At 40.9% G+C, this 14,200-nt stretch carries 20 protein-coding genes and 2 tRNA genes; 17 read left to right on the forward strand and 5 right to left on the reverse strand.

Translation table 11 applies throughout. The annotated features are described in order from the left end of the window. Positions 1-74 precede the first annotated feature (74 nt). From orn to CXF89_RS02100, 3 genes are all read left to right on the forward strand, one after another. Positions 75-620, forward strand: a complete 546-nt coding sequence (gene orn / locus CXF89_RS02090) for an oligoribonuclease (protein WP_007585019.1) — start codon at positions 75-77, stop codon at positions 618-620. 261 nt (positions 621-881) lie between these two features. Further along, positions 882-957: transfer RNA gene (locus CXF89_RS02095), tRNA-Gly, on the forward strand. 43 nt (positions 958-1,000) lie between these two features. Beyond that, positions 1,001-1,076, forward strand: a tRNA-Gly gene (locus CXF89_RS02100). 231 nt (positions 1,077-1,307) lie between these two features. On the opposite strand, the gene CXF89_RS02105 is transcribed toward CXF89_RS02100, so the two are convergent. The 3 genes from CXF89_RS02105 to CXF89_RS02115 form a co-directional block, all read right to left on the reverse strand. After that, positions 1,308-1,736 (reverse strand): secondary thiamine-phosphate synthase enzyme YjbQ, encoded by a 429-nt coding sequence (locus CXF89_RS02105; protein ID WP_010554254.1) that lies wholly within the window; start codon positions 1,734-1,736, stop codon positions 1,308-1,310. After that, positions 1,733-2,200 (reverse strand): chemotaxis protein CheX, encoded by a 468-nt coding sequence (locus tag CXF89_RS02110; RefSeq protein ID WP_007580265.1) that lies wholly within the window; start codon positions 2,198-2,200, stop codon positions 1,733-1,735. The genes CXF89_RS02105 and CXF89_RS02110 overlap by 4 nt, the downstream gene beginning before the upstream one ends. 75 nt (positions 2,201-2,275) lie before the next feature. After that, positions 2,276-2,713 carry a transcriptional repressor gene (locus tag CXF89_RS02115; RefSeq protein ID WP_007580267.1) on the reverse strand — a complete coding sequence of 146 codons (438 nt, stop codon included), beginning with the start codon at positions 2,711-2,713 and terminating at the stop codon, positions 2,276-2,278. 95 nt (positions 2,714-2,808) lie between these two features. Between CXF89_RS02115 and CXF89_RS02120 the strand changes: the two genes are divergently transcribed. From CXF89_RS02120 to CXF89_RS02140, 4 genes are all read left to right on the forward strand, one after another. After that, a complete protein-coding gene (locus CXF89_RS02120) occupies positions 2,809-3,429 on the forward strand; it encodes a MarC family protein (protein WP_024589771.1) in 621 nt (206 codons plus the stop codon). 305 nt (positions 3,430-3,734) lie between these two features. Further along, positions 3,735-4,361, forward strand: a complete 627-nt coding sequence (locus tag CXF89_RS02130; RefSeq protein WP_121953675.1) for a hypothetical protein — start codon at positions 3,735-3,737, stop codon at positions 4,359-4,361. A gap of 2 nt (positions 4,362-4,363) precedes the next feature. Then, entirely contained in the window at positions 4,364-4,954 is a 591-nt protein-coding gene (locus tag CXF89_RS02135) for an ImmA/IrrE family metallo-endopeptidase (RefSeq protein WP_121953676.1), read from the forward strand. Positions 4,955-5,124: 170 nt separating this feature from the next. Further along, a complete protein-coding gene (locus CXF89_RS02140) occupies positions 5,125-6,627 on the forward strand; it encodes a WYL domain-containing protein (RefSeq protein ID WP_121953677.1) in 1,503 nt (500 codons plus the stop codon). A 49-nt stretch (positions 6,628-6,676) separates the two neighbouring features. Here the strand turns inward: CXF89_RS02140 and CXF89_RS02145 are convergent, their stop codons facing one another. Continuing rightward, on the reverse strand, positions 6,677-7,315 hold the full coding sequence (locus CXF89_RS02145; protein WP_121953678.1) for a LexA family protein: 639 nt from the start codon (positions 7,313-7,315) through the stop codon (positions 6,677-6,679). A 151-nt stretch (positions 7,316-7,466) separates the two neighbouring features. On the opposite strand from CXF89_RS02145, the gene CXF89_RS02150 reads away from it, so the two are divergent. From CXF89_RS02150 to CXF89_RS02195, 10 genes are all read left to right on the forward strand, one after another. Next, on the forward strand, positions 7,467-7,685 hold the full coding sequence (locus CXF89_RS02150) for a YdaS family helix-turn-helix protein (RefSeq protein ID WP_089368121.1): 219 nt from the start codon (positions 7,467-7,469) through the stop codon (positions 7,683-7,685). Then, entirely contained in the window at positions 7,682-7,936 is a 255-nt protein-coding gene (locus CXF89_RS02155; protein ID WP_121953679.1) for a pyocin activator PrtN family protein, read from the forward strand. The genes CXF89_RS02150 and CXF89_RS02155 overlap by 4 nt, the downstream gene beginning before the upstream one ends. A 10-nt stretch (positions 7,937-7,946) precedes the next feature. Then, positions 7,947-8,219: a hypothetical protein gene (locus CXF89_RS02160; RefSeq protein ID WP_121953680.1), complete on the forward strand. Its 273-nt coding sequence runs from the start codon at positions 7,947-7,949 to the stop codon at positions 8,217-8,219. A 2-nt stretch (positions 8,220-8,221) separates the two neighbouring features. Beyond that, positions 8,222-8,614 carry a hypothetical protein gene (locus CXF89_RS02165; protein ID WP_121953681.1) on the forward strand — a complete coding sequence of 131 codons (393 nt, stop codon included), beginning with the start codon at positions 8,222-8,224 and terminating at the stop codon, positions 8,612-8,614. Next, a complete protein-coding gene (locus CXF89_RS02170) occupies positions 8,611-9,201 on the forward strand; it encodes an SAM-dependent methyltransferase (protein ID WP_121953682.1) in 591 nt (196 codons plus the stop codon). The genes CXF89_RS02165 and CXF89_RS02170 overlap by 4 nt, the downstream gene beginning before the upstream one ends. 33 nt (positions 9,202-9,234) lie before the next feature. Further along, positions 9,235-9,513 carry a hypothetical protein gene (locus CXF89_RS02175; protein ID WP_121953683.1) on the forward strand — a complete coding sequence of 93 codons (279 nt, stop codon included), beginning with the start codon at positions 9,235-9,237 and terminating at the stop codon, positions 9,511-9,513. Positions 9,514-9,515: 2 nt separating this feature from the next. Further along, complete coding sequence (locus CXF89_RS02180) at positions 9,516-12,650, forward strand: replication endonuclease (RefSeq protein WP_121953684.1); 3,135 nt, start codon at positions 9,516-9,518, stop codon at positions 12,648-12,650. A gap of 152 nt (positions 12,651-12,802) precedes the next feature. Then, complete coding sequence (locus tag CXF89_RS02185; RefSeq protein ID WP_024592104.1) at positions 12,803-13,201, forward strand: hypothetical protein; 399 nt, start codon at positions 12,803-12,805, stop codon at positions 13,199-13,201. A gap of 76 nt (positions 13,202-13,277) precedes the next feature. Next, positions 13,278-13,463, forward strand: a complete 186-nt coding sequence (locus tag CXF89_RS02190; protein ID WP_121953685.1) for a hypothetical protein — start codon at positions 13,278-13,280, stop codon at positions 13,461-13,463. Between the two features lie 18 nt (positions 13,464-13,481). Then, a complete protein-coding gene (locus CXF89_RS02195) occupies positions 13,482-13,853 on the forward strand; it encodes a hypothetical protein (protein ID WP_002960041.1) in 372 nt (123 codons plus the stop codon). A gap of 62 nt (positions 13,854-13,915) precedes the next feature. Here the strand turns inward: CXF89_RS02195 and CXF89_RS02200 are convergent, their stop codons facing one another. Beyond that, positions 13,916-14,161, reverse strand: a complete 246-nt coding sequence (locus CXF89_RS02200; protein WP_121953686.1) for an ogr/Delta-like zinc finger family protein — start codon at positions 14,159-14,161, stop codon at positions 13,916-13,918. Between the last annotated feature and the right edge of the window lie 39 nt (positions 14,162-14,200).

Here is a 14,200-nt window from a genome sequence, read left to right on the forward strand (position 1 = left end):
TTAGCTCGACGGTTGATGCTAATATGATATATCGAAATGCGTTGGATCTAAAGGAAAGCACCGCTTAGGTAATTATGACTATTAATAAATCAAATTTAATTTGGCTCGATCTTGAAATGACAGGGCTCGAACCAGAGACCGATAAAATACTCGAAATTGCGACGGTTGTCACTGACGCAGACCTGAATATATTAGCCGAAGGGCCAACTATAGCTATTCATCAAAGTGATGAATTACTAAATGGCATGGACGAGTGGTGTACTACTCAACATGGTAAGTCGGGTTTAACAGCGCGCTGCAAAGCAAGTACCTTTGATGAAGCCTATGCTGTGGAGCAAACTTTAGCGTTTTTAAAGCAGTGGGTACCAGCAGGCACTTCGCCAATGTGTGGTAATTCAATTGGTCAAGACCGCCGCTTTATGAATAAATATATGCGCGAACTTGAAGATTTTTTCCATTACCGAAATCTCGACGTAAGTACTATTAAAGAATTAGCACGTCGCTGGAAACCAGAAGTACTTGCAAAAGTGAACAAAAAAGGCTCACACCTTGCTTTGGATGACATTAAAGATTCGATTATGGAATTAAAAGTCTATAGAGAAAATTTCTTTAATTTGTAAAAAACACTTGCAAACAGACTGTATTATTGTAGAATCCTGCCCCGCTCAAGACGATAACCCACGCGGGGTTAGTGTGTTTGAGTGATTGAATTACCATCAATAAATGCGGTACTAGCTCAGTTGCTAGAATGTTGAACGCGACCAGTCGCGCTTAAGCGTAAAATAACTGAAGAAATAAAAAATGCGGTACTAGCTCAGTTGCTAGAATGTTGAACGCGACCCGTCGCGCACCAACGTAAAATAACTGAAGAAATAAAAAATGCGGTACTAGCTCAGTTGGTAGAGCGCGACCTTGCCAAGGTCGAGGTCACGAGTTCGAGCCTCGTGTACCGCTCCAATTTCTAACCAAAAGAAATTGTAGTGTTGAATGAAAATATAATGCGGTACTAGCTCAGTTGGTAGAGCGCGACCTTGCCAAGGTCGAGGTCACGAGTTCGAGCCTCGTGTACCGCTCCAATCTTTTTATATCCTTTCAAAATTTTCTATATTAAAAATCATAAATAAAATTATAATTTAAAATCTCTCTTATCTACTTTATTCTATGTGCAATATTCAGCATTGAAGCCTTGGTTGTTAGAAGCTATCGCTTCGCGCGAGCTCAGCGCCACAAGAAAGGTGTCGTACTTTGAAGTTATGAGGTATGAGTGAGGTACAGAAGAGCTAATACTTTGAAACCTGAAGCTTTTGTTAAAATAGCTCCCCCTGAATAGTTGCTATAACTCGTCTAGAGCCACCAGAATCACGATGTTCACCTAAATAAATGCCTTGCCATGTACCTAACGCTAAATAACCATTTGAAATAGGAATACTTAGCTCGCAGCCTAACGTACTGGTTTTTATGTGTGCAGGCATGTCGTCGTCACCTTCATAATCATGGCGATAATAAGGTTGACGCTCAGGGACGAATTTATTGAAATGGCTTTCCATGTCCATACGAACAGTGGGATCTGCATTTTCGTTTATTGTAAGGCTCGCTGAGGTATGCTGAATAAATAAATGTAACAAGCCTATTTTGTAACTCGCCAGTTCAGGAAGTTGAGATAATATTTCGTCATCAATTATATGAAAACCTCGCTGGCGAGGTTTTAATGTAATTTGCTTTTGCTGCCAACTCATAGTTTATCGAAGCTAACTTCAATGTTTGCATTACCAGCATCACAGCTAAATGGCATGATGATTTTTTTACCTTGGCTTTTATGAGTAATTGTATGACCTTTACCCGATACCACAATAGGCGTTGCCATATCAAAGTCGAAACCTTTCTCGCCAAGTAAATTTTTAGCACCACCAGTTACCATGTTGGTTATTTCGCCAACCATATCGGTAACTTCTTCATCTATGGTATCAGGGCGTTCGCCAAGCATACGCTCCATGATGGTTAATGCTAAACCTTCATCAAATGTAATTGAAAATGATCCACGCGTTTGCGGGCCAACCATACCAATCAAACCTGATACATCACCACAGGCTATCTCATCAGTTTTAATGCGAGGTTTACCCGGCTTCAATTGAGTTTGAGCCATAGTGCTTAAAACATTAATTAAAGAAGATAAAAAAGGATTGATGAATTCTACATTCATAGTGGCTACTCTTAAATTTGTTCTGTGAAATGACTATATAGTTTGAGTATAGTCACTAAGGATAACTTTGAAGGATTATGATGCTCTACAAGATTCACATTTACCATGTGCTTCTATTGTTTGCCCTGATACGACAAAGCCACCTTCGGCAGCTAGATTATTAAGCTCATGCGAAATTACACTCGAGTGTAATTCTTTAACAAAGCCACATGTATCGCAAATTAATAATTGTACCGGGTGAATATGATCAAAATGATGGCACAGCATAAATGCATTTGTGCTTTCAATTTTATGAATAAAACCTAGTTCAGCTAAAAAGTCTAATGCACGATAAATAGTTGCAGGTTTAGCACCTGTTTCAGTTACTTTTAATTGCTCAAGCAAATCGTATGCACCAACACCACCTTGTGCACTGGCTAATAGACGAAATACTTTCTCGCGGATAGGCGTAAAACGCGCACCACGGTTGTCACAAACTTGTTTTGCTTTACTTACGAGTGATTCTATATTCATCATTACTCTTATCCTTATGCTACCGTGATATACTAACATACTGTGTTGTAGTTGCAGCGTTTTTATTAAGCGCTTTTTACCTAGGAAACCCAGTAATGCACGAACTATTGGCTATATTTATTTTCTTTTTTGCGGTTATTGACCCCATTGGCACTGTACCTGTATTTATTGCAGTCACACGTGGTGATGATGAGAAGTTTAAACGTAAAGTTATATTTAAAGCGGTAGGCGTATCTGCATTGGTGCTTTTATTTTTTGTACTCGCAGGTGAGCAATTACTTAACGCAATTGAAATTCCACTTTCGGCTTTTCAAATAGCCGGCGGTATCATATTACTTATTTTTGCACTTTCAATGATATTTGGTGAAAGTAAACCAGAAGCCGAAATTAAAAGTGTACGCGACAGCACTGAAACCGCTATTTTTCCGCTTGCGATTCCGTCTATCGCGAGCCCTGGCGCTATGTTAGGCGCCGTATTAATGACTCGTAATGAAGAGTATACCTGGGTTGAGCAGTTACTAACGTCTTCAATGATGCTTGCTGTATTAGCAGTTGTACTGGTTTTGTTACTACTTGCAACGCATGTACATAAATTAATTGGTGACAGTGGCGCAAGTATAATAAGTAGAATTATGGGGCTTATTTTAAGCTCGGTTGCCGTTACTAATATTTTAAATGGCATAGCCCATTATTTTGGCTTGCAGGTGTTCTCTTAACATTGATGCCTGCCAGGCTTTTGTGTAAAATGCAGCGCCTTTTAAGCTGTGCTTAATAACTTTAATACCCTGAGGTTTGCTTTGAATAAATGTACTTTGGATAGACGCTTTTCTGTGGCACCAATGCTTGATTGGACTGATAGGGCTTGATTTAAAGTGTTACAAGGGTGTGAGGGTGACTATTGGGTGCTCCTTGCATTTGTAGGGGGACAGTTTATATAACTTCTTAGCTTGGTTTTAAGTGAAAGTTAAGCTGGTATATGTTACTTTAATACTAATAATTTTTGGACGTAGGCATCTATGCCGTGAATAAGATCTGTGATTATACGGCTCAATCAGGGAGCGGTGATTATAAGGTTATGCAGCTAATCTTTGAAAACGAGTGTTTAAAGCAACAGGTTGCAGAACTAAAAAGCGAGCTGTCGAGTATATCTGATAAAACCAATAGTCAAAGCGAAAGCATTAGTGCTATCCAAGCTAAAATTAATGAAATTAAAGAAAACTATTCGACAAATTTAGCTCAGCACACAGAGCAAGTTACTCAGCAGGTAGAACACCAAAAGGAGCTTTTTAGTGCTGCTGTCGGTATGTATGAGAATTGGAGTATAGGTATAAGTTTATTTTTAGCGATGGGCGGTTTAGCAACGTTGTTTTTTATTAAACAGTATAAAACAAGGGAAGTTGAAGAAGTTGTTGATAGTGCTGTTGCAAAGTTAAACACTAAAGTTGAAGATGAAAGTCTATTGATAAGTGCAGTTGTAAATGCTTTTGATAATGACCAAGTGAAACTTAAAATTGATACCATAAGATCAGAAATGTTTGATAGACAAGAAGCGATATTACGTACTATGCTAGAAGACAGGATAGGTAGTGAAGAATCGGAAAGCTTCAGAGATACTTTTCGCTCAGACAGTACTACAAGGGAGGAGTAATTATGATTAATATGCAACAAATTCAAAATATCAGCAATGCTTACGACCTGCTAAAGCTGGCTTATAATACTAATGATTTAACCCAAATTGAACTACCTATCGACGTTGATCAAGTTATGCGCCGTATTAAAGGTTTGAGTTTTTCAAATGAACTATCATTTGAGGATTGGGACAAATCAGGTTATATAAAAGTAAATAGAGATAACAATAAAGAGTTTCAATCAGTTCATTTATGGGTAAACCCATCGGAAGTAAGTCAGCGTCAGCGCTTTACCAAAGCCCACGAGCTAGGCCATTTAGTGCATGACATTGCACCTAAAATAGATAACGCTAGTGAAGGGGAAGAGTTTATTGATAAACTTAATAGAGATGGCACTACAAGCTTTATAGAGCGAAGAGCTAATAAGTTCGCTGCTCAGTTATTGATGCCACTAGACCTGGTTAAAGCTGAGGTTAATAAGTTAGTTGCTCAAGTAAAAGATGAGGGTAGAACTGCTACTGTTGAGGAAGCTATTAGTAAGCTTTCAGCAATATTTAATGTATCTACCCAGTCAATGGGGTACAGGCTTAAAGATTTAGGCTACACCAAGTAATGAATGTATTTATATTAACCCGCTTTTAGCGGGTTTTTTTATGCCTGTTAATCTGCACACTCAACCTACTTATTTTACTGCAGTATAGTATTGCCTGTATAAATACACAGCTTGTTAAAGCCTGAACGAAAACTTAACCTGTTTACTAAATATAATTAAAAGGAATTATTGTGGATTACACATATTTTCAAAATGAAAAAGGCAACTTTACTGCTAAAAAATTACCTACTGCAAAAGGTAAGTTCATCAGCATTAAAGACGAAAGCGATCAAGCAGACTTTCAAGATGAAATAAAAGAGCATAAGCCAAGAACAATTGAAGAATTCATTACCGGTTATGGTTATTACTATGATGACTCAACGCTATACGATGTTGACTTAGAAACATTTGAAGAAGTAATACAGAAAAACAAAGGTAACTGGCTAGGAGATAAAAAGTGGTTAAGCACTTACTGGGCAGAATTGCTAGATTACGTAATTGATCTAGAAGATGGAGGAGTGACCTTTAAAAATGATTGGAATTTAGTAAGCGATATAGATGCAGAAGAGCTTATTAGCACCGGTTTATTTCAATCTAATAAAAGCTTTACTGCCGCACAGTGGAAAGTAATGCTAAAGAAAAACAAAGTAAATGCGCTTAGGCAGCTTGCCGAAGAGCTAGAGATTAATGCAGACCAAAAAAAAGAGCCACTAGTAAACGAGTTAACCAAGGTAGCACTTAAGCAGCCGGAAAAAATCAACACAGAAATAGTGCATTTACAAGTTTCAATTAAGCCAATGGCAGAGCTAAAAGAATCTCTTAAATGGGCTGTAGATACTTACATTAATGACATTCAGCAAGCACTTAAATCGTTTGACTACCCTAAAATGTATATCAAAGCAGTGTGGGAACATATAAACCCTTACAACAACAAAACACATTTAGGAAAACAGGTATCACAAGAAATAAAAAACATTGAAAACAGCAACAGCTTGGGTGCGCCAATAAACAACCAAGAATCATGGATTGATGCCAAAACAAAGCACACACTAAAGCCAGCAATAAAAATTGCTTTTGAATATACCAACCAAGAAAACGAAGCGACAAGAAGAGAATTAAGGCTTGACGCAATAATGTTCGAAAACGGACTAACTTACTTTTATGGTTTTTGCTACCTTGCTAACGCAACGCGCACATTCAGAGCCGATAGAATAGAAAAAGACATAGCCATAGTAGAAACCGGAGAGTTAATAAGCGTAGAGCAACTAATAAAACAACAGCTAGAAGGATTAAATAATCACAGCAACAAAAACCCATTAGCAAAGTCGGTTATTCAAAAATCGAACGCCAAAAATAAAGAAAAAAGCAGTTTATACAACAGCAATCAAAAGCAAAGCCCAACAAACAACCAAGCACCGCAAAAGCCAAGTAAAAGCAGCGTCATTGTTGGGTGGTTATTAGGTTTAGCGGCAATTGGAGGTACAGGCTCAAACTTTGAAAACAAAGAGTTTTTTGCTGGGATGATGTGCTTTTTCGCAATATTTGCAGTGATCCCGCCAATATTAAATAAATTAAATGCTAAAAATAAAAAAATGGCAAAAGAAAAAGGCGCAATTAGCTCAAACTTAACCCAAAAATCAGCAAATATATTTGGTTTAATCCTCATACTAATTGCAGCTTTTATTGGCAGCTAAACAAACAGCCCGCACTTGGCGGGCTTTTTTGTGCCTGTAATTCAGTAAGCTAAAGCGACTTACCCGTAAATATAACTTTTCCAACTAAAGTGCAGTTGCCGTTTATTGCTATTAGTTGCTCAGGCCAGTTAGGGTTAGCGGCTTTTAAAAACTTTTGGCCGCCTTCAATTATTAGCTGTTTAAAGGTAGCTTCGTTATTATCGTCTAAACGTGCTACTACGTAAGAACCGTGAATGCACTCAGCCTCTGGGTCTACAAATATTAAATCACCCTCGTAAAATTTAGGCTCCATGCTTACGCCATGCACTTTTAGCGCAAATGTTTGATCACTGCACTTTACAGGGCATAAATAACGGTCGGCATCATGTTCTTTTATTTCACTTATTTCAGACCATGCCCCCGCTTGCACCCAGCTTATTAATGGCACAGCCGCTTTAAGCGTAGGCCCTAATGAAACATTGCTGTTGATACTCTTTTCACCGTCTTGAGTTTCACCAATACCAAACAGTAAGTATTCTGGAGTGCAGTTTAGGGCTTCCGCGAGGGCGTCTATTTTACGAGGGCGTTTTGTTTCTCCAGATTCAATATTGTGAATAGAGTTTTGTGCTAAGCCTGCCATTAGACCTAATTGCGCTTGCGTCATCCCTAACTGAACACGTTTTTTTTCTACTCTTTTACCTAAATCCATTTGTAAATTCCTAATGTAAAAATCGCTTAAAGTGATAAAAGCTGATTATCTGCTTTTTATATTATTTTGTCTAATCAGTTAAATCGATATTGACATCGGTTTAACTGATGTCTATTATCGGTTTACTTGATAAATAGAGCTTGGAGGAAATATGAGCGCCGTAGAAAGAGCGATAGAAATAATTGGTGGTCAGACAAAAGCCGCCAAGTTATTAAACACAAAACAAAACATTATCTGGTACTGGCTTAATCGCCATTGCCAAGCCCCCGCGAAATACATTACCCGTATTTCAGAACTAACAAACGGCCAAGTAACAGTAGATGAGTTACTAGCCGACCACGTTAAAACCGACAAGGAGAGTGCAGCATGAACATGACCTTTGCATTATTAGCGTGTTACCAAAAACCAGCGGTCCAGCTTAAAGATGTTTGCCAAGAGTATTTAGGTTTACAGCCTAAAACCGCAGAGCAAAAAGCAAAGGCAGGCACGTTACCATTTCCAACTTTTAAAATACGTGACTCAGAGCGCTCGCCAACCATGGTTAATGTGACTGACTTAGGTGCGTATTTACAGAGTCGATACGAGCAAGGCCGCACAGAGTGGCAAAGCGTTAATAACTAGGAGCAGGGCAATGGGCACATACCAAGTATTTAGTCGTGAAACGTTAAGCAGTTTTAAAACATTAGCTGAGCAATGCCGCTATTTGCTTAGCTGTAAAATTACCACCCGCAAAGCCATATTTGGTTTAGACCCAGTGTTTCAAGCGCGTGTTGGTGATTTTGACTTGCCAGTTTATTGCAATGGCGACGAGTACCAAACAATACAAAAAGCCGTTTACTGGTTAAAAACACAAGCAACTAATTACCTAAATGCAGCAACCCGCAGCCAGCAAGGAGTTAATTAATCATGGTAAACACAGCTATTAACTACCCAAACCCAGCACCATTAAAAGCAGTAACTGGCCGCCACGTACCAAAAGGCTTGGCCGAAATAAAAGCATTAATGGGCAGTGAGCGCCACACGCCAGAGTACGTGTATACCAAAGTGCTAAGCGAGCAAGAGCGTACATTAGTATGCTTTGCAGCAGGCCTAAAGCGCCACCATTTAGAAAGCGGCTTTGCTAATTTTGATGCAGATACCCGCCTAAAAATTCACAAGGCTATTTTGCAAATGGAGCAATTAGTAAAAGCGTTTACCGATGCTAACGCCATGGCCCCAGCTAAGTTTGTGCAACATGCACCGCGCGTTGAAGCCAATACCAACTATTCACATTTAACTATTACTAAGGCGCAAGCATGAGCTCAACTAATCGCGGAACCCAGCGTAATGCAGATGATTACTACGTAACACCGCATTGGCTCATTGAAGATTTTTTAGCGGCCTTTAGTGAAAACTGCCGCTTTAGTTTTGATCCAGTAGACGGCCCTATAGTATTAGACCCAAGCGCAGGCGGTTGCAATAAGTACCCAATGAGCTACCCAACCGTTTTAGAAGATCATGGGTTTATTGTTGAAAGCTGGGACATTCGTGAAGATTCACGCGCAAAATTTAAAGGCCGTGACTTTTTAAGTATTGACCCAACTTATACGCCTGCTTATCAAATTATTATCACCAACCCACCTTTTAACGTAGCGCAACAGTTTACCGAGCAAGCCCTAAAAATGGTTCCTAATGGTGGTTTAGTGATCATGCTGCAACGCCTTAATTGGTTGGGTAGCCAAAAGCGCAAACCTATGTGGCAAAAATTACCATTAGCGGCGGTGTATGTGCATAGCAAACGCCCGGGCTTTGACCCAGCAAAACCAAGTAAAACCGACTCAACCGAATACGCTCACTTTGTATTTTGCAAAGGCCATGAGCTAGCCCCTGAGCTTTTTGTAATTTAACGCCAATAACAACACTCCCAAGGACACTAAAAAATGAACGCTATCAAAGACCAAGCTGTATCTAAAAATAAGCAATTACTACTTAATATTGTTTTACACGCTATTGAGCAAGTTAACTTTGCAATTCGCAATTTAAACAAACGCAGCACTATTGGCATGCTAATGCAGTGCGAAGACACGTTAACCGACTTGTTGCCGATAGTAAAAATGATTGCAGACGACGACGTTAATTTTGAAAGCGTTTACAGCCAAATGAGCATTGCATTAAGTGCAGCACAAACTGGCGGTGAGCCAATGGAAATAGAGCTGTAACAATGAGCATGTGGCCCATTGTAAGCTTTGATGTTGTAACAGCGGTTTTAACCATGGTTAAAGCCGTTGACGACATTGAACACAGAGATTTTTTAATAAGCGGCCTTGGCCGTTTTACTGCGTACAGCCAATATAAAATGGCTAAGCAATACCTTGCCAAAATTACCCCGCCTAGCAACGCCTGGTACAAAGATGAGCCTATAAACCCAAGTGAGCAAGCCCACATTTGGCTTTATAATGAGCTTAAAAATGCAGAGCACCGCATTGACGTAACCAACTTAAAAATAAGCGCACCTGCAAAAGTCGCGCTTAAAAAAGTGCATAACAACAATATTCATAATTACATTGTTAAAGACATTGTAGAAAGCAAGCGCGCGCCAAGCATACAAGCTAGCTTTGTGCGCCAAACTGCAAAAAACATGGAGTTTGCACAAAAGCAGCGCGACGTAAAAAAGCCCCAACCTGTAGCCGCAAAGAATTTACAACAAGCGGATGGCGATCAGGTTACTAAATCTGCCATGTCGGTTATTGCTGCTATTGATGATGCAGAGCAAGTTGCTTATGTTTATAAGTGCCTAGCTGGCGTGCCCAAGCCGCTGCAAATGCGTGTTGCTAAACGTTATATTGATAAATACACCCACATTAAAAATACGGGCAAAGCCAAAGGCGAAACGCAAGAGCAATACAACGAAAGGCTGATAATTGCGAGCCGTAAAAACTACGACTTTAGCGATAAAAAAACAGCGAATAAAAAGCAAGTAATTACAGTAGCCGAAGTGCGCAAGCAAATTACCGCAAACGACTGGTTGCGCCGCACAATTACAACACTACAACCACGCCTAAAAATACTTGAGCAAATTGTTAGCAACATGCCATTGCCATGGCACATTTTAGCCAATGCCGATAAAACCAAAAAGCACGGCAATGTGCTGGCTATGCAAACGGCCGAAATGATAAACGATTTAGCCAAAGAGCAGCCAGCATGGGATGCAACCGACATACACGAAAAAGTAAACGAGTTTGCCGCACAATTTAGCGTGCAATTACAGTTTGCCGAAAAGGGTATTTACCTAACCGTGCCGGATGCCGAAGTAGCCCTTTTAAAAGCGCAGTGCCACAAATGGTGGTCGCGCAAGCTTAAAACTATTCGCAGCCGCTACCTAGAACACCTAGAAATTGCAACGGGCGAAGTGGGCCGCGATTTATTTAACAGCACAGATAAAAAAGGCAATAAAAAAACAGAGCGCCGTGGTATTAGCGCCTATTGCTCAAAACAAGCAGTGGCCGAATACACCACCAACCAAGAGCGCGGCAAACGTTACCTAGAAAGCCTAGAATTAGTAAACGAGCAAAGCGATGTTATATCGCTAATGAAAGCGGTTGAAGCAGGCGTTGCCAACCCCGAAAATATGCGTAACGAGCTAATGCTACGCATTCGCGAAACCGAAGAACTAGCCGACGAAATGGGTTATACGGGCGGTTTTTATAACATTACTGCACCTAGCCGTTTTCATGCAAACTCGCCTACGTGGGATGGGTCAACCCCAAAAGACGCTAGCCTATATTTAAATAAGCTGTACTCGCAAGCTCGAGCAAAATTAGACCGCCTTGAAATACCGTATTTTGGTATACGGGTAGCAGAACCGCACGCCGACGGCTGCACACACTGGCACATGCTTTTGTGGATGCCAGCGCGTTACTACGACCAAGTTAATCATTTATTGCGCCGTTATTTTACCCGCGATGACCGCGAGGTGTTTTTTCAGCGCTTTAAAAACCGCAAAGCATTACGCGCACGCTACACAAAGGCGCGCCGTATTTGGGGTTTAAATAAATCTAAAAAGGTGTACACCCGTGCACCGGTTAAAAACTACTTTCCGAGCAGCCCACGCTATACCGCTATAAAAATGCTACCTGCGCAAATTGGCAAAGATGGTAAAAAAACAGGCGGCGCAGCGGCTTATGTTGCTAAGTACGTAAGTAAGAATATTGATGGTTTTGCATTGGCAAACGAGTACGACGCAGAGACAGGAGAAAAACTAACCCAAGCAGTTAACCCGGTTAAAGCATGGGCTAGCACATGGGGCATTAGGCAATTTCAGTTTCAAAAGTCGCCATCTATTACCATTTGGCGCGAACTGCGCCGAGTGCGCGAAGAGGTGCAAGGTAACGAGCAGCTAGAGCAAATACGCCAAGCGGCCGACAAGGGCGACTTTAAAACCTTTGTTGCGCTAATGGGTGGCTTTGGCATTGGCCGCGATGCGCGCTTTAAGCCCGCTTATCAGCATACCGAGTACGGCAATCAATATGCAGAATTTACTAAAACTCTAAAGGGCGTTGAAGACACCTTTGGCCTTTGCACGCTTGTTACTCGCGTTCATACCTGGTCTAAGCAAGTTATAGGCACAGCAGCAGCAGAAAACACCGCCGTTATTGGTGGGCAGGATGCCAACAACGTCAGCGCAGCTGACCTACCTTGGACTAGTGGGAATAATCGTACGCCTTACTCAGTAGGGCATACAGACGCATTATTGCTAAATATGATCGGTTTTACTTCAAAAGAGATCATTAACGTTAAAAAGGATCTGTTAGCGGGTAAGCGGGTTAGAAATAACGGCCATATTTACTTAATTGAAGACGGCCATTTAGTGGTACTGGATGAAGCAGCGCAGCAAAAAGAGCATCGCCAACACGCTATTGACTATATAGCCAACAGCGAAGCGCAAAAACACGCCCCAACTAACGAACAAACCGCCGCTAAATGTAAAAACAAGCTTAGCGACTTTAGCCCTGCGCAAATAAAAGCTTTAAACCAAGGCGGCAACGTGATCAGCGGCAACCGTGTTTACTACATGCAAGAGCGCGAGCTACACAGCTTTGAGCAACTAAACATGCAAGCGCCAAAATCGGCTATTAAACCAACCCCAACCGAAAAACATTTTGCATACGCTCGCGAGCTTTACGACCTAGCGCACATGTATGCAGAGCTTGACGGGCGTAACACCCCATCAAACACCCAATTTAATAAACACACTGCCGACATTATCGGCGACTTAGATTTAGCTAGATTAGTTCTAGCTGGTGAAGCCACAGCAATCAGCAGTAATGATTGGTGGGCACTAGACTTAATGGCGTAGGAGAAAATATGACTATTCCAAGAACTTTAAGTGTGTAACGTTTGTTCATGATGAACATTTGCCCACATTTGCGCTGCTAACTTTTGATAAAGAGCTTAAAAAATTATTAAAAGAACTAAAAGAACTAGAGGTTAAATTTCAGGAGAACGAACATGGCCACAGGTAAAGTAACGGCGGGTGACGTTTTCAATAATTGGACAGTATTAAACGAAGACCGCCGCAACCGAGGGGTGCAGCATTTTATGTGTAAATGCGTATGCGGCACTACTCGCGTAGTACGCAAAGATAATTTAGGTCATGTCCAGGGCTGCGGTTGCGAGCGAAAAGAATATAAATTTCGCACAGGGCAAATAAAAACAACAGCAAAGCCAAGTACTAAAAAAGCGAGAATTGTTTCACCAAAAACAGTAAGCGCACCGGCTAAAATGCCGCACCACGAAAACCAAGAACCGCGCCCGCAATACCAGCAGCGCAGCAAGTCAAAACGCGAGCTGCTAGAAGAGCGCTTAATGCAAATGCAGTTAGAAAAAGAATTAAGCGAATTATGGTGATCAATGAAACCAAACGTTAAACGTCGCAACTGGGTGTACCACTCAGTTGTTAAACCAAAGCAAAGCGAGCAGAAAAATGAAATATAACCAACTAACCCAAAAGCAAGAACTTGAAGTAGCAGCAGACGTAATTGAGTACTTAAAAGGCCGAGGTGTTGAAGGCATTCAAGCTGCCTGCATTTTAAAAACATCTGCTACACATATTGAAAACAGGCTTGTAGCTCAAACATTTTTTAATGCTATGCAAAAATCATTAACTTAACCAAAAAGGAAACGCACTATGCACCAACAAAATAAACCACTCGATAAAGGCCGCGTAGCCTGTATTGCTGAAAAATACCAGCAAGGCAACACCACCAAAAACCGCTACGCCACATTAGGCCGTGCCACTAAATGGCCCAGCAACAACCAAGGCGGCAGCGATAGCATTGAAATAGAACTCGACACTATGCCAATTAATCAACAAGGCCCGTTAAAACTATATATATTTTGGGAAAGCGAAAGCCAGCAAAGCCAAACGCACAATAACCAGCCACAAAACCACCAAAACCAAAGCCAAGGTTATGCGCCAGCACAATACCAAGGGCAGTATGATCAGCAGCAAAACGCGCCGCAACAAAACCAGCCACAATATAGCCAGCACCGACAGTAAACAGCGCCCACAAAAAAGCCCGTATTAAACGGGCTTTTTAATGCGTGCAATAAAGTAAAAAACTAAAGGCCAACTAATTCTAATTGTTGTTCACGAGGCAGGTTTTTAATTAACGATGCGGCCAATTGCTGCGTGCTTTGTACCGGAGGGTTTAAGAAATGATCAAACGATTGGGTAATACGAAACGTCGCCCCGCATTCACGAGTATTAGTACACGAACAATATAAATTTACTACGTGCGCGCTTTGCGTTTCACGCGATGTAATCGTAGCTTTAGCTTCGCAATTTGGACAAGTAACCCGCGCCATAATATTCACCAATCGTTAATAAAGTACACTGTCATTATA

Source organism: Pseudoalteromonas sp. MelDa3 (assembly GCF_002863625.1).
Taxonomy (GTDB): domain Bacteria; phylum Pseudomonadota; class Gammaproteobacteria; order Enterobacterales; family Alteromonadaceae; genus Pseudoalteromonas; species Pseudoalteromonas arctica.